Origin of the sequence: Microbacterium sp. SLBN-111 (assembly GCF_049739645.1) — a bacterium.
Lineage (GTDB): Bacteria > Actinomycetota > Actinomycetes > Actinomycetales > Microbacteriaceae > Microbacterium.
Genome location: NZ_JBMGQH010000001.1, coordinates 105,504 through 120,528, shown reverse-complemented (window position 1 = coordinate 120,528; position 15,025 = coordinate 105,504). Strand labels below are relative to the sequence as shown.

The window sequence follows — 15,025 nt, the reverse complement described above, 5'->3', positions numbered from 1 at the left end:
CGATAGCGTCGGAAGTCGTATGTCCGCTTCCGCCGCCGCAGCCGCATCCCCCCACCCCGACGCGTTCGCGATCCGTCCGATCGTCGCCGGTGTCGTCACCGCGCTCGTCGGGTTCACCAGCACGTTCGCCGTCGTCCTCACGGGTCTCCGGGGCGTCGGAGCGACCGCCGACCAGGCTGCGAGCGGTCTGCTGGCCCTCTGCGTCGTCATCGGCTTCGGATGCCTCTTCGTCGGGGCCCGCTACCGGATGCCGATCACGATCGCGTGGTCCACGCCCGGTGTCGCGCTGCTCGCCGCCACCGGCGCCGTCGACGGTGGCTGGCCCGCTGTCGTGGGCGGGTTCCTGGTCTCGGCGGTCCTGATCCTGCTCGCGGGCTTCTTCCCGCCGCTCGGCGCGCTCATCGCCCGCATCCCGCCGTCGATCGCGCAGGCGATGCTCGCGGGAGTCCTGCTGCCGCTGTGCGTCGCGCCGTTCACCGGCCTGCTGTCGGACCCGTGGGGTGTGGCGCCGGTGCTCGTCGTGTGGCTCGTCGCCGCGCGGTTGCTACCGCGCTGGGCCGTGCCCCTGGCGTTCGTGGCCGCGACGGTCGTGATCGTGATCGGGATCGTCCGGTCGGGCGCGCAGGTGGACCCGGCGACTCTCGTTCCCCGCGTGGAGTTCGTCATGCCCACCCTCACGTTCGGCTCGGTGGTCGGCATCGGTATCCCGCTGTTCGTGGTGACCATGGCATCGCAGAACGTGCCCGGGGTCGCCGTGATGCGGAGCCTCGGGTACACCGTTCCGTGGCGGCCGGCGATGGTCGTCACCGGGCTCGGCTCGGCCCTGGCCGCGACCGCCGGCGGCCACGCTGTCAACCTCGGAGCCATCAGCGCCGCCATCGCGGCAGGACCCGACTCGCATCCCGATCCGAACCGCCGGTGGCTCGCGAGCATCTCGGTCGGCGGCTCGTACTTCGTGCTCGCCGGGCTCTCGTCGGCCTTCGCGGCGCTCGTCCTGCTCGCGCCCGCGGGCGTGATCCCCGCCGTCGCGGGCGTGGCGCTGTTCGCCGCGTTCGGCTCGGCGATCCAGCAGGCGATCGACGATCCGGGCGAGCGGATACCCGCCGTGGTGACGTTCCTCGTCGCCGCGTCGGGCGTCGCGGTGGCTGGGGTCAGCGCGGCCTTCTGGGCGCTGCTCGCCGGGCTCGTGGTGCGGACCGTGCTGCACGCGGGGCGCCGGCGCGCGGTCTGAGCGCCGTTCAGTGGAGCGTGCCGCCCGGGAGCGCCGCGTCGGTCGGAGCGTCGACCGCGGTCCGGAGGGCGGCCTCGAGCCCGCGGACGATGTCGTCGAGAGGCAGTGAGCTCACCCCGTCGGGGGCGTCCTCGGTCGCGTAGGGCACGTGGAGGAACCCGGCCCGGATGCCGTCGGCGCTGGCCGTCTCGTGCAGAGCCGTGAACATCACGTGGTTGCAGACGAACGTGCCCGCCGAGTGGGAGAGCGATGCGGGGATGCCCGCCGCGGCGATCGCGGCGGTCATCGCCTTCACGGGGAGCGTCGCGAAGTAGGCGGCGGGTGCGCCGTCGACGACCGGACGGTCGAGAGGTCGATCGCCCGCGTTGTCGGGGATCCGCGCATCGGCCAGGTTGATGGCGACGCGCTCCGGGGTGAGGCCCGTGCGGCCGCCGGCGAGACCGACCGCCAGGACGACGTCGGGGGAGTGCTCGCGAATGAGCGCACCGAGGCGGGCCGAGGCTTCCGTGAACACGACCGGCAGGACCTCGGCCACGAGCGTTCCCGGACCGGACCACCGTTCCGCGACGAGGCGCACGGCGTCGCCGGAGGGGTTGGTCGCATCACCGGCGAAGGGCTCGAAGCCCGTGAGGACGATCGTCGTCATTATCCTGTCCGCCAGTCGAGGTCGAATTCCGCCCGGATGCGTTCGCGCGCGGAGGCGTACTCCGGCAGCGAGTCGAAGAACGCGAACTTCCGCGCGACGACCGAGTCGGTGGCATCCACGTCCGGCTCCACCACGTAGGTGGCGAACGTCTCCGCGAAGTCCTCGGAGACGTTGGTCGCCGCGTAGTCGCTCACGAAGTCCTCCTCGTGCGCCTGGTAGAAGTCCCACGCGGTGTCGGCGTCGACGTTGTCGCGCGCGGGGGCGTCCGTGTACCCGGCCCAGAAGCGGTTGGCGAAGCGCTGGAGGTCGGAGTCGGGGAGCAGGCATCCCGCTCCCGCCCATTCCGTATCGCACTCGACGGCCGACGGGTCGGTGTCGTCCGCGCCGAGGCTCAGCATGTGCGCGTACTCGTGGATGAGCGTCACCATCAGCAGATCGCGGTCGCCGTCGTACGCGAGATTCGCCGCGAACACCCACTTCGTCGGGTCGTCGGCGCTCGCGACGTACGCGAGGGTGTCGCTGTCGGGGTCGTCTCCGGTCTGGTACTCCGTGATCATGGATGCCGCGAACTCCGGCGTCGTCACGCGGAGGAGTTCGCTCCAGACCCGGCTCGAGCGTCCGTCCGGCTGTGGGGTGAGTGTGCCGTCGGGCGAGACGGAGAAGACGTCGGTCGCGGCGAACTCGGGCGAGGCTTCGGCGCGCTCCCGCCCGAGCCCCCCGAGGGCATTTCCGACACTCACTCCGGCGCCGATCGCCACCCACGTCATCACGCCCACCAGGACGGCGACAGAGGCGCTCAGGAGAGCGATCCAGCGGGGACGCATGCCCTCACCCTAGAGCGTGCGACGGGGGCGGCCGCCGTTGTCGTTTCGTTATCGAATCGGCTCGGTGGGCGGGAACCGATCCGTGTGTCGCGGACACTACAGGGTGTGGAAGATGACGACGCCGGGCTGTGGGCCCGGGTGCGCCTGGGGGATGAGCTTGCGCTCGCGGGGTTGTTCGATCGGTATGAGGGGCGGTTGTTCCGGCATGCGTCGCGGTTGTTGACGCATCGGGAGGATGCGAAGGATGCCGTGACGGTGGCGTTCTTCGAGCTCTGGCGCAAGCGTGCGTCGGTGCGGCTGGTGGAGGGGTCGCCGTTGCCGTGGTTGTTGAACACGGTGGCGCATTGTGCGCGGAATCTGGAGCGGTCGGGGCGGCGATATCGGGCGCTGTTGGACCGGGCACCGGTCGCCGAGCCCTCGGGTGCGCCGGGCCATGACGACAGCGAGGTGATGGCGGCGTTGAAGCGTCTGCCGGAGCGGGAGCAGTCGGTGATGGTGCTGTCGGTATTGGAGGGGTATTCGGAGCGAGAGGTCGCTCAGGCCCTCGGCATCCCGGCGGGAACGGTGAAGTCGCGGCTGTCGCGGGCGAAGGCGCGATTGCGCGAGGATCTTTCGTCCCTGGAAGGGGCACGAGCATGAATGACGAATTGACTCCCAGCGAGCGGGCGGCTTTGCGCTCTCGCATTCTGGGTGGGGCTCGGGATATCAGGCCGGCGGGTGCGCATCGGAATGCGTGGATCGCGGGTTCGGTCGCGGCGGTGCTGGTCATCGCGATCGCGGGCGGGGTGGTGGCAACGTCGACGTTGTCGGCGCCCCAGATCGCGAACACGCCCTCACCTACGGCGACGACCGCACCCGTGGTGCCGACGCCGACGCCGACTCCGACGCCTACTCCGACGGCTGTACCGAGCGTTGGACGTGCGCCATTCGACAGTGACTGTGAGAACGTGCTCACATCCGACCAGCTGGCATCCGTCACCGGGCACGAGATGTCGGACGTCACCTTCGTCCCGCACGACAGTCGCTTTACCCTCGTGGGGGGTATCTTCTGCGACTGGGCATCATCCGACGAGTATCAGGCTGCGCAGATCACCGTCGCCGCGCTCCCGGCCGATCAGAACCTGCCAGCGGTGGAAGCGGGCCTGTTCGCCGGCCCGGAATGCCCGAGCGACATGACCTTCTGCACGTTCTCATGGTCGGACGGCACGGTGCAGATCCATGTCGCGATACGAGACAGGGCCCGAGCGGATCAGCGCGAGCAGACGGCCGCTGCCATCGCCAGCCTGGTACGCACGCGAATCGTCGACTATCCGGCGGGTGTCGCCGCAACCCCGACGGACGCGTGGTGGTCGCCGTGGAACTGCGACGACGTGTCGGCGTCGATCGACCCTGGGGTGTTCGGGTACGACACGGTGACGACGCAGGATGCCGGAAGCGGGACGTACCCGATGCCCGGGGTGTGCTTGGTCACCCTCTCTCGATCAGACGGGACGCTTTCGGCCAGTGTCAGCATCGTCCCGGGCGGTGCAATCGGACTCGACGACATGGTCACGTCGGTCTACACGAGCGAACCCGTGTCCGTCTCCGGCGCTACCGCGGCGTATTGGGTCGAGCTCCAGTCGAAGTATGACACCGGCGGGTTGCGCGAGCTGTGGGTGACCGATGGCGAGAACCTCCTGACCGTGGGTGCCGTCGTGTCCCCCTCCGTTCGATCTCTCGACGCGACACCCGACCTATCGATCGTCCTCGCCGAACAACTCCTGTCGTCGCTCTGACAGAGCACGGGTCCCCCTGACCTCGTGGTCGGGGGGACCCGTGGCATCCACCGCTCTAGACTCGATGATCGTGGTCACCCGTCTCTCGAACTACTTCCTCCGTACGCTCCGCGAAGATCCCTCGGATGCCGAGGTCACGAGCCACCGCCTGCTCGTGCGCGCCGGTTACATCCGTCGCAACGCCCCGGGCATCTTCGCGTGGCTCCCGCTGGGGCTGAGGGTCAAGGCCAAGATCGAGACGGTCGTGCGCGAGGAGATGGCGAACGCCGGAGCCTTCGAGGTGCACTTCCCGGCGCTGCTGCCCCGTGAGCCCTACGAGGTCACGGGCCGCTGGGAGGAGTACGGCGACGCGCTGTTCCGCCTGCAGGACCGCAAGGGCGCCGACTACCTGCTCGCTCCCACGCACGAGGAGATGTTCACGCTCCTGGTGAAGGACCTGTACTCGTCGTACAAGGACCTGCCGCTGACGATCTACCAGATCCAGGACAAGTACCGCGACGAGGCACGGCCCCGCGCGGGCCTCCTGCGCGGCCGCGAGTTCACGATGAAGGACGCGTACTCGTTCGACGCGACCGACGCGGGACTGGATGCCTCGTACCAGGCGCAGCGTGACGCGTACGAGCGCATCTTCCAGCGTCTCGGGCTCGAGTACGTGATCGTCGCGGCGGACGCCGGTGCGATGGGCGGGTCGAAGTCGGAGGAGTTCCTGCACCCGACGCCGATCGGCGAGGACACGTTCGTCCGCTCCGCGGGCGGGTACGCGGCGAACGTCGAGGCGTTCACGACCGAGGTGCCCGACGCCCTCCCCATCGAGGGGCAGCCCGAACCGGTGATCTTCGATTCGCCGAACACCCCCACGATCGCGACGCTCGTCGACCACGTCAACGCGCACCTCGACGCACCGGCGCCCGGCATCGCGGGCCCTGCCACGGCGGACGCCGCCGGGTGGACGGCCGCGCACACGCTCAAGAACGTCGTGCTGGCCCTCACGCACCTCGACGGCACGCGCGAGATCGTCGTCGTCGGCATCCCCGGCGACCGCGACATCGACGACAAGCGCGTCGAGGTGGCGTTCGCGCCGGCCGAGGTCGAGGCCGCCACGGAGGCCGATTTCGAGAAGAACCCGCTCCTCGTGAAGGGCTACATCGGCCCCTGGTCGGCTACGGGCCCCGTGCTCGGCGAGGAGTCGGCGACCGGCATCCGGTATCTGCTCGATCCGCGCGTGGTCGACGGCACCGCGTGGATCACCGGTGCCAACATCGACCAGAAGCACGTGCACTCGCTCGTCGCGGGCCGCGACTTCGTGGGCGACGGCTTCGTCGAGGCCGCGACCGTGCGCGCCGGCGACCCCGCCCCCGACGGGTCGGGCCCCGTGGAGTTGGCGCGCGGCATGGAGATCGGGCACGTCTTCCAGCTCGGTCGCAAGTACGCCGAAGCGCTGGGGCTGAAGGTGCTCGACGAGAACGGCAAGCTCGCGACGGTCACGATGGGGTCCTACGGCATCGGCGTGACGCGCATCCTCGCGATCATCGCCGAGCTCAACAACGACGACAAGGGCCTCATCTGGCCTCCGTCGGTCGCGCCGTTCGACGTCCACGTGGTCGCGACCGGCCGCGATGCGGTCGCGTTCGACCTCGCGGCATCCGTGTCCGAGCAGCTCGAGGCCGCCGGCTTCGACGTGTTGTACGACGACCGCCCCAAGGTCTCGCCGGGCGTGAAGTTCGGCGACGCCGAGCTCGTCGGCATCCCGCGCATCCTCATCGTGGGCCGCGGCGCCGCCGACGGAGAGGTCGAGCTGTGGGACCGCCGGACGGGCGAGCGCGACACGCTCCCCGTCACCGAGGCGCTCGCACGCCTGCAGGGCTGACGCGGCGAGGCCCGACGACTCCCGGCGGCGGATAGCGTGGATGCCATGATCGCAGCGCCCCGCGTGCCCCTGTCCGACGGCTCCTCGATTCCGCAGCTCGGTGTCGGGACGTACAAGGTGCCCGCCGAGGTCACCGCCGATCTGGTGGCCGGTGCGCTCGCCGCGGGGTACCGGCACGTGGACACGGCCGCGCTGTACGGCAACGAGCGCGAGGTCGGCGAGGGCCTCCGGGCGTCGGGTCTCGCGCGCGAGGACGTCTTCGTCACGACCAAGGTGTGGAACGACGACCAGGGGTTCGACGAGACGCTCCGCGCGTTCGACGCGAGCGCCGAGCGCCTCGGTCTGGACCGCGTCGATCTCTACCTCATCCACTGGCCCATCCCGAGCGCCGACCGCTACGTCGACACCTGGCGCGCCCTGGTGCGTCTGCGGGAGGAGGGTCGCGTCACCTCGATCGGCGTGAGCAACTTCTCGCCCGTGCACATCGAGCGTCTGCGTGACAAGACCGGCGTGCTCCCCGTGATCGACCAGGTGGAGCTGCACCCCCGATTCCCACAGCACGAGCTCGTCGAGTGGAACACGCAGCACGGGATCGTCACCGAGTCGTGGGCGCCCCTGGCCCGGGGCGGCCTGCTCGACGCGCCGGTGCTCGCCGAGATCGCTTCACGACACGGCAAGACGCCGGCCCAGGTCGTGATCCGATGGCACCTCGATCGCGGCCTCGTCGTGTTCCCCAAGTCGGTGTCGCTCGATCGTCTCCGTGAGAACGGCGACGTGTTCGACTTCACCCTGGATGCCGACGACCACGCGCGCATCGCGACGCTCGACACGGGCGAGCGCACCGGACGCAACCCCGACCTCGACTGAGTTCCGTCGTCCGGTTGCGACCGACCGGACGTGCGGCGGCGGGGTGAAGATCCTGTGTCGATCCCGTTGCCTCTTGGCGCGCGCGGGCGGTTCTGATTACGGTCGAACCGTGCCCGACAACTCTTCCTCCGCGTCCGAGCTCCGCCTGACTCACCCGCTCGCTCTCGCCCCCGTGGCGGCGCCTCCGGCGTCCGTCGACGGCTTCGTCCGCCGCTTCCTGCAGAACCTCAATTTCGATCAGGGCGTGGCGCTGTCGGCATCCGACGACAACGACCGCTACCTGGCGCTGGCGGGAACCGTCCGCGACTACCTGATGGCCCGCTGGCTCGACGATCAGGCGCAGCAGAGCCGTCAGCAGTCGAAGACGGTCTGCTACCTCTCGGCCGAATACCTGCTCGGGCGCCAGCTCGACAACAACCTCCTCGCCGCGCGCCTGACCGACATCGCGACCGAGGCCCTCGCGCAGTGCGGCATCGACATCGACGAGCTCCGCGCGCTCGAGATCGAGCCCGGGCTCGGCAACGGCGGTCTCGGTCGCCTCGCCGCGTGCTTCATCGACTCGCTCGCGACGATGAGCATCCCGACGATCGGGTACGGCATCCGGTACGAGTACGGCATCTTCCGTCAGGCCTTCGCCGACGGCCAGCAGGTCGAGCAGCCCGACGCGTGGCTCCGCCTCGGCTCGCCGTGGGACTTCCCGCACCCCGAGGCGGCGCAGACCATCTCGTTCGGCGGCCGCACCGAGACGTACGACGACGAGGGCGTGGAGCGCACCCGCTGGGTGCCGGACTGGAACGTGCTCGCCGTGCCGTACAACATGATGGTGCCCGGCTACCACAACGGCCGCGTCAACACCCTCCGCCTGTGGCGCGCGGTGGCCACCAACGCCTTCGACCTCCACACCTTCAACTCGGGCGACTACGTCGAGTCTGTCCGCGCGCAGACATTCGCCGAGAACATCTCCAAGGTCCTCTACCCCGAGGACTCCACTCCCCAGGGCAAGGAACTGCGCCTCCAGCAGCAGTACTTCTTCGTCGCGGCATCCATCGCCGACTTCGTCGAGAACGTCCTCCCGGAGGGCTTCGACCTCGAGAAGCTCCCGGATCGCGTCATCTTCCAGCTCAACGACACCCACCCCGTGATCGGCGTGCCCGAGCTCATGCGCGTGCTTGTCGACGAGAAGCACATGGAATGGGATGCCGCGTGGGCGATCACGCAGAAGTGCTTCGCGTACACGTGCCACACGCTGCTGCCGGAAGCGCTCGAGGTGTGGTCGGTCGACCTGCTGGGGCGTCTGCTCCCGCGCCACCTGGAGATCATCTACCGCATCAACGACGAGTTCCTCCTCGAGGTGCGCGAGCGCTTCGGCGACGACGAGATGCTCATCCGCGACATGTCGATCATCGGCGAGCACCCGTTCCGTTCGGTGCGGATGGCCTACCTCGCCACGGTCGCGGGGTCGAAGGTCAACGGCGTCGCGGAGCTGCACTCGCAGCTCCTGCGCGACAACGTGCTGAAGGACTTCGCGCGCATGTGGCCGGAGAAGTTCACCAACGTCACCAACGGCGTGACGCCGCGCCGCTTCCTGCGGCTGGCGAACCCCGACCTGTCGGAGCTCATCACCGAGACCCTCGGCGCCGGGTGGACGGTCGACCTCGAGCGCCTCCGCGGTCTCGAGGCGTTCGCCGACGACCCCGAGTTCCGCGAGCGGTTCGCCGCGGTCAAGGCGGCGAACAAGCGACGCCTCAGCCGGGTCCTGGAAGCACGCGACGGCTCCACGCTCGCCGACGACCACCTGCTCGACGTCATGATCAAGCGCCTGCACGAGTACAAGCGCCAGACGCTCAAGGTCCTACACATCGTCAGTTCCTACGACGGCATCGTCTCGGGTCGTGTCCCGGTCGAGGACGTCCAGCCGCGCACGTTCCTCTTCGGCGCCAAGGCCGCCCCCGGCTACGCGATGGCGAAGCACATCATCCACCTCATCAACGCCGTCGGCGAGGTCGTCAACGCCGACCCTCGCATCGAGGGGCGCCTGAAGGTCCTGTACCCCGCGAACTACAATGTGACGCTCGCCGAGAGCATCATCCCGGCGGCCGACCTGTCCGAGCAGATCTCGCTCGCGGGCAAGGAGGCGTCCGGCACGGGCAACATGAAGCTCGCGCTGAACGGTGCGCTCACGATCGGCACGGACGACGGCGCGAACGTCGAGATCCGCCAGCTCGTGGGCGACGACAACTTCTTCCTGTTCGGCATGAGCGAGCCCGAGGTCGAAGCGCTGTGGGCCGAGGGCTACCGACCCGCCGACTTCTACCACGAGGACGAGCGCCTCCGCCGCGCGATCGACCTGATCGCGGCGGGCGCGTTCTCCGGCGGCGACCGCACGGTGTTCGAGCCCCTCATCTCAAACCTCCTGTACGACGACCGCTTCATGGCGCTGGCCGACTTCGGCTCGTACCTCGACGCGCAGGAGCGGGTCGACCTCGCCTACGCCGACAAGGACGCGTGGGTGCGGTCGGCGATCCTCAACGTCGCGCGCAGTGGCTTCTTCTCCTCCGACCGGGCGATGCGCGACTACCTCGACCGCATCTGGCACGCCACTCCGGTCAACTGAGCACCGGATGCCACGGCCCCCGGGTCGTGGCATCCGTCGTTCCGGGGTGTTCCGGGTTGGCGGGAAGCCGGCGGAAGGTGGCCGTCCCGCGCGGGTGCGCGGTGGCTGTGAGCGGAAGAGTGGGAACCCCACCCCAGGAGGTCCCGTGCGCATCGCCGACATCCGCGTCCCCGACACCCTCGCCGGCCGCGGCGCTCTCGCGCTCGCCGAGGAGTACCAGTCACCCGCGATCACCGCGCACGCGCTGCGGTCCTGGCTGTGGGCCGAGGCGTTCGCGCTCGTCGACGGCATCTCGGGCATCGACCACGAACTTCTCTACGTCTCGGCGGTGCTGCACGACGTCGGCACCGTGACGGAGTTCGACAACCACACGCTGTCCTACGAGCACGCGGGCGGTCACGTCGGCATCGCCCTCACGGCCGGGGCCGGGTGGGAGCGCGCGCGACGGGAGCGCGTGCTCGACGTCATCGTGCGGCACAACTGGCCCAGCGTCGACCCGGACATGGATGCCGAGGGCTACCTGCTCGAGACCGCGACCGGACTCGACATCTCAGGGGCGCGGCCCGACGCGCTGCCGCGGGAGTTCGTGCGGGAGGTGCTTACCGCGTATCCACGGGGCGCGCTCGCGGCGGAGTTCGGCGCGTGCGTCGTCGATCAGGCGCGACGCAAGCCCGACACCGCGGCGCGGCGCCTCGTCGACGGGGGAGTGCTCGACAAGCTGGCCGCCAATCCGCTGGAGCGCGTGGCCGGGGAAGGTCGCGGGGGAGTCGGCATCCGGGTATCGTAGGAGGGTTGTCGGCGCCGTTCGCGCCGACGAGAGCTGAATACGGAGGGTCTTGTGGACATCGATCTCGCACTTCTGAAGACGATCGAACGCGAGAAGGAGATCCCCTTCGACGAACTCGCGCGGATCATCGAGCAGGCGATCCTCACCGCCTACGCCAAGCACATCTCGCCCAGCGGCGAGATCGCGGCCGGCGCGCGCGCCGAGCTCGACCGCAAGACCGGTCACGTCGGCATCTTCACGCCCGTCCTCGACGACGAGGGTGCCGTCATCGGCGAGGAGGAGCAGGCTCCCGACGACTTCGGCCGCATCGCCGCGTTCGCCGCGAAGCAGGTCATCAGCCAGCGCCTGCGCGACATCGCCGACGACGCCGTGCTCGGCGAGTTCAAGGGCAAGGAAGGCGACATCGTCGCCGGCGTCGTGCAGCAGGGGCCGAACCCGCGCATGGTGCACGTCGACCTCGGCACCGTCGAGGCGATCCTCCCTCCCGAGGAGCAGGTTCCGGGCGAGACGTACGCGCACGGTTCGCGCCTGCGCGTCTACGTGACGTCGGTCGCCAAGGGCAACAAGGGTCCGCAGATCACCGTGTCGCGCACGCACCCGGGCCTGGTCCGCAAGCTCTTCGCCCTCGAGGTGCCCGAGATCGCCGCGGGCCTCGTCGAGATCGTCTCGCTCGCCCGCGAGGCCGGGCACCGCACGAAGATGGCCGTGAAGGCCAACGACCCGACCGTCAACGCCAAGGGCGCCTGCATCGGCGAGCTCGGCCGCCGCGTGCGCGCCGTCACCGAGGAGCTGGCCGGCGAGAAGATCGACATCATCGACTACGACGCCGACCTGCCGAAGTTCGTCGCGAACGCGCTGTCGCCGGCGAAGGTGACCTCGAGCTTCGTCCTGGATGCCACGACCAAGGCCGTGCGCGCCCTGGTGCCCGACTACCAGCTGTCCCTGGCGATCGGCAAGGAAGGTCAGAACGCCCGTCTGGCGGCCAAGCTGACCGGCGCGAAGATCGACATCCAGCCCGACAGCATCCTCGAAGACAACTGAGCGTCCGTCGTCCGGACGACGGCGAGGTGTACGATGGAACCTGTACGAACGTGCGTCGGATGCCGCGCACGTGCCCCCCGATCATCGCTCCTGCGCGTGGTCGCGGAGGGGTCGGTGCTCGTCAGAGACGAGCGGGCGATCCTGCCGGGACGGGGTGCGTGGGTGCACGAGACGGACGCGTGCGTCGGGAAAGCTCTCGCGCGCCGCGCCTTCGTACGAGCATTGCGTGTGTCAGGCCCGCTTGACACGCAGACCTTCGAATCAACCCTCCAGCGAAACGGCTGAACGGCTATGGACACGAAGTGAACGGCTCGAAATGAGACCCGTCCGCAACTAACGGTCTGCCCTGTCCGGGGTAGGCCCTCAGACAGGAGAATTGTGGCAAAACCACGCGTGCACGAGATCGCTTCCGAGCTCGGCGTCGACAGCAAGGTCGCGCTTGCGAAGCTCAAGGAGCTCGGCGAATTCGTCAAGAGCCCCTCATCGACCATCGAACCCCCGGTCGCCCGTAAGCTCCGCGCTGCCTTCGCGGCGGAGGGTGCGTCGGGATCCTCGGATGCCAAGCCCGCCGCCGCTGCGGCGCGCCCCGGCGCCCGTCCCGGCCCGGCTCGCCCCGCGGCGACCCCCGGTGCCCGTCCGTCCGGCCCCACGCCCGGCCCGGCTCGCCCGGCGGCTCCCCAGAGCACTCCGGCTCCGGCCGCGCCCGCGGCATCCGCCCCGGCTCCGGCTGCTCCGGCGGCCTCCACGCCCGCTGCTCCGGCCAAGCCCGCCTCGTCGGCTCCGGCTCCGTCGGCTCCCACGGCGCAGACCCCCGCGTCGCAGGCGCCCAAGCCCGGCGGTCCGAAGCCCGGCCCCAGCGCGCCCCCGCGTCCGGGTGGCGCACGCCCCGGCAACAACCCCTTCGCCTCGTCGCAGGGCATGGGTCAGCGTCCCGCCGGCCCGCGTCCGGGTAACAACCCCTTCGCATCCGCGCAGGGCATGGGCCAGCGCCCGACCCCCGGCAACATCCCCCGCCCGCAGGCTCCGCGTCCCGGTGCCCCCCGTCCCGGCGCTCCGCGCCCGGGTGGTGCGGGTCGTCCCGGCGGCGGCGGTCGTTCCGGCGCTCCGTTCCAGCAGCGTCCCGGCGGCCCCGGTCGTCCCGGCGGTGCCGGTGGCGGGTTCCAGCGTCCCGGTGGCGCTCCCGGTGCTCCGGGTGGCGGCGGTTTCGCCGGTCGTCCCGGCGGTGGTGGCGGTCGGGGCCGCGGTCCCGGCGGTGGTACCGCGGGTGCCTTCGGTAAGGGCGGCGGCAAGTCCAAGCAGCGCAAGTCGCGTCGGGCGAAGCGGCAGGAATTCGAGATGCGGTCGGCGCCGGTCGTCGGCGGCGTCAACGTCTCGAAGGGCAACGGCGAGATCATCCGCCTGCGTCGTGGCGCGTCGATCGCCGACTTCGCCGACAAGCTCGAGGCCCTGCGCGGTTACACCGTGCAGCCCGGCACGCTCGTGACCATCCTGTTCAACCTGGGCGAGATGGCCACCGCGACCGAGTCGCTCGACGAGGCCACGTTCGAGGTGCTCGGCGCCGAGCTCGGCTACAAGATCCAGATGGTCTCGCCCGAGGACGAGGACAAAGAGCTCCTCGAGGGCTTCGGTCTCGATCTCGACGCCGAACTGGAGGCCGAGAGCGAGGACGACCTCGAGATCCGTCCTCCCGTGGTCACCGTCATGGGCCACGTCGACCACGGTAAGACGCGACTGCTCGACGCCATCCGCCAGACGAACGTCGTGGCGGGCGAGGCCGGCGGCATCACGCAGCACATCGGTGCGTACCAGGTCTGGACCGAGCACGAGGGCATCGAGCGCGCCATCACCTTCATCGACACCCCGGGTCACGAGGCGTTCACCGCCATGCGTGCCCGTGGTGCGCAGGTGACCGACATCGCGATCCTCGTGGTCGCGGCCGACGACGGCATCATGCCCCAGACGGTCGAGGCCCTGAACCACGCCCAGGCGGCGAACGTGCCGATCGTGGTCGCGGTCAACAAGGTCGACAAGCCGGATGCCAACCCCGCCAAGGTGCGCCAGCAGCTCACCGAGTACGGTCTGGTCGCCGAGGAGTACGGCGGCGACGTCATGTTCGTCGACGTCTCGGCCCGTCAGGGCACGAACATCCAGGAGCTCCTGGACGCCGTGCTGCTGACCGCTGACGCCGGACTCGACCTGACGGCCAACCCGAACAAGGCGGCGCGCGGTGTCGCGATCGAAGCGAAGCTCGACAAGGGCCGCGGTTCGGTGGCCACGGTGCTCATCCAGTCCGGAACGCTGCGCGTCGGCGACGCGATCGTCGCGGGTACGGCCTACGGCCGCGTCCGCGCGATGATCGACGAGAACGGCGACGCGGTCGAGGAGGCCTATCCCTCGCGTCCGGTGCAGGTGCAGGGTCTCAACTCGGTCCCGCGTGCCGGCGACGTCTTCATCGTCACCGAGGAAGACCGCACCGCGCGTCAGATCGCCGAGAAGCGCGAAGCCGCCGAGCGCAACGCCCAGCTGGCCAAGGCCCGCAAGCGCATCTCGCTCGAGGACTTCACCCGCGCTCTCGAAGAGGGCAAGGTCGAGTCGCTCAACCTCATCATCAAGGGTGACGTTTCGGGTGCCGTCGAGGCGCTCGAGGAGTCGCTGCTCAAGATCGAGGTCGACGACAGCGTCCAGCTGCGCATCATCCACCGCGGCGTGGGTGCGATCACCGAGTCGGACATCAACCTGGCCACGATCGACAACGCGATCGTCATCGGCTTCAACGTCCGCCCCGACACCAAGGCCCGTGAGCGTGCCGCCCGCGAGGGTGTGGACGTCCGGTTCTACTCGGTCATCTACAACGCGATCGACGACGTCGAGCAGTCGCTCAAGGGCCTGCTCAAGCCGGAGTTCGAAGAGGTGCAGTCGGGTGTCGCCGAGATCCGCGAGGTGTTCCGCTCCTCGAAGTTCGGCAACATCGCCGGTGTCATCGTCCGCTCGGGCACGATCACGCGCAACGCCAAGGCGCGCGTCATCCGCGACGGCGTGGTGCTGGCCGACGGTCTGCAGATCGAGTCGCTCCGCCGGTTCAAGGACGACGTCACCGAGGTCCGCACGGACTTCGAGGCCGGTATCGGACTGGGCAAGTACAACGACATCCAGATCGGCGACGAGATCGAGACCACGGAAATGGTCGAGAAGCCGCGAGGCTGATCAAATCGGGCGGGGGTCGCATCTTCTGATGCGGCTCCCGCTTCGGCCTGCGGGGTGTGCATCTCCGAGAGCAGAGCAGGGCCCCTACCCCGATGCTCTCGGAGATGCACACCCCTCCGGCCTACGCTGGGGCGGCGTCCTCGATGGGACGCCCACCCGCTGCACCATC

12 protein-coding genes are annotated in these 15,025 nt (G+C 69.7%); 10 read left to right on the top strand and 2 right to left on the bottom strand.

Annotation, left to right across the window (positions count from 1 at the left end; genetic code table 11):
* Nucleotides 1–19: 19 nt before the first annotated feature.
* The gene (locus RKD05_RS00585; protein ID WP_424707383.1) at nucleotides 20–1,231 is read left to right on the top strand and encodes a benzoate/H(+) symporter BenE family transporter; all 1,212 of its coding nucleotides are present in this window, start codon (nucleotides 20–22) and stop codon (nucleotides 1,229–1,231) included.
* A 7-nt stretch (nucleotides 1,232–1,238) separates the two neighbouring features.
* Here the strand turns inward: RKD05_RS00585 and pcp are convergent, their stop codons facing one another.
* Together pcp and RKD05_RS00575 are read right to left on the bottom strand one after the other, a co-directional pair.
* Entirely contained in the window at nucleotides 1,239–1,877 is a 639-nt protein-coding gene (gene pcp / locus RKD05_RS00580) for a pyroglutamyl-peptidase I (protein ID WP_424707382.1), read from the bottom strand.
* Nucleotides 1,877–2,701, bottom strand: a complete 825-nt coding sequence (locus tag RKD05_RS00575; protein WP_424707381.1) for an NADH:ubiquinone oxidoreductase subunit 4 (chain M) — start codon at nucleotides 2,699–2,701, stop codon at nucleotides 1,877–1,879. Before RKD05_RS00575 ends, pcp begins: the two co-directional genes overlap by 1 nt.
* Nucleotides 2,702–2,806: 105 nt before the next feature.
* On the opposite strand from RKD05_RS00575, the gene RKD05_RS00570 reads away from it, so the two are divergent.
* The 9 genes from RKD05_RS00570 to infB all read left to right on the top strand — a co-directional run bounded on the left by RKD05_RS00570 (nucleotide 2,807) and on the right by infB (nucleotide 14,856).
* Nucleotides 2,807–3,340, top strand: a complete 534-nt coding sequence (locus tag RKD05_RS00570; RefSeq protein ID WP_424707379.1) for an RNA polymerase sigma factor — start codon at nucleotides 2,807–2,809, stop codon at nucleotides 3,338–3,340.
* The gene (locus RKD05_RS00565; protein WP_424707378.1) at nucleotides 3,337–4,476 is read left to right on the top strand and encodes a hypothetical protein; all 1,140 of its coding nucleotides are present in this window, start codon (nucleotides 3,337–3,339) and stop codon (nucleotides 4,474–4,476) included. The genes RKD05_RS00570 and RKD05_RS00565 overlap by 4 nt, the downstream gene beginning before the upstream one ends.
* Before the next feature lie 70 nt (nucleotides 4,477–4,546).
* Nucleotides 4,547–6,343 carry a proline--tRNA ligase gene (locus tag RKD05_RS00560; protein ID WP_424707377.1) on the top strand — a complete coding sequence of 599 codons (1,797 nt, stop codon included), beginning with the start codon at nucleotides 4,547–4,549 and terminating at the stop codon, nucleotides 6,341–6,343.
* Between the two features lie 45 nt (nucleotides 6,344–6,388).
* The gene (locus RKD05_RS00555; protein WP_424707375.1) at nucleotides 6,389–7,210 is read left to right on the top strand and encodes an aldo/keto reductase; all 822 of its coding nucleotides are present in this window, start codon (nucleotides 6,389–6,391) and stop codon (nucleotides 7,208–7,210) included.
* Between the two features lie 109 nt (nucleotides 7,211–7,319).
* Nucleotides 7,320–9,824, top strand: coding sequence for a glycogen/starch/alpha-glucan phosphorylase (locus RKD05_RS00550; RefSeq protein ID WP_424707374.1), 2,505 nt, complete (start codon nucleotides 7,320–7,322; stop codon nucleotides 9,822–9,824).
* 145 nt (nucleotides 9,825–9,969) lie between these two features.
* A complete protein-coding gene (locus RKD05_RS00545) occupies nucleotides 9,970–10,611 on the top strand; it encodes an HD domain-containing protein (RefSeq protein ID WP_424707373.1) in 642 nt (213 codons plus the stop codon).
* A gap of 51 nt (nucleotides 10,612–10,662) precedes the next feature.
* Entirely contained in the window at nucleotides 10,663–11,652 is a 990-nt protein-coding gene (nusA, locus tag RKD05_RS00540; RefSeq protein WP_424707372.1) for a transcription termination factor NusA, read from the top strand.
* Between the two features lie 33 nt (nucleotides 11,653–11,685).
* Nucleotides 11,686–11,937 (top strand): YlxR family protein, encoded by a 252-nt coding sequence (locus RKD05_RS00535; RefSeq protein ID WP_082822921.1) that lies wholly within the window; start codon nucleotides 11,686–11,688, stop codon nucleotides 11,935–11,937.
* Between the two features lie 93 nt (nucleotides 11,938–12,030).
* A complete protein-coding gene (gene infB / locus RKD05_RS00530; protein WP_424707371.1) occupies nucleotides 12,031–14,856 on the top strand; it encodes a translation initiation factor IF-2 in 2,826 nt (941 codons plus the stop codon).
* The last annotated feature ends 169 nt before the right edge of the window (nucleotides 14,857–15,025 follow it).

Bases quoted from the DNA above. Each gene is read 5' to 3' on its own strand.
- RKD05_RS00585 (WP_424707383.1), top strand. From the start codon at position 20: ATGTCCGCTTCCGCCGCCGCAGCCGCATCCCCCCACCCCGACGCGTTC.
- pcp (WP_424707382.1), bottom strand. From the start codon at position 1,877: ATGACGACGATCGTCCTCACGGGCTTCGAGCCCTTCGCCGGTGATGCG.
- RKD05_RS00575 (WP_424707381.1), bottom strand. From the start codon at position 2,701: ATGCGTCCCCGCTGGATCGCTCTCCTGAGCGCCTCTGTCGCCGTCCTG.
- RKD05_RS00565 (WP_424707378.1), top strand. From the start codon at position 3,337: ATGAATGACGAATTGACTCCCAGCGAGCGGGCGGCTTTGCGCTCTCGC.
- RKD05_RS00555 (WP_424707375.1), top strand. From the start codon at position 6,389: ATGATCGCAGCGCCCCGCGTGCCCCTGTCCGACGGCTCCTCGATTCCG.
- RKD05_RS00535 (WP_082822921.1), top strand. From the start codon at position 11,686: ATGGAACCTGTACGAACGTGCGTCGGATGCCGCGCACGTGCCCCCCGA.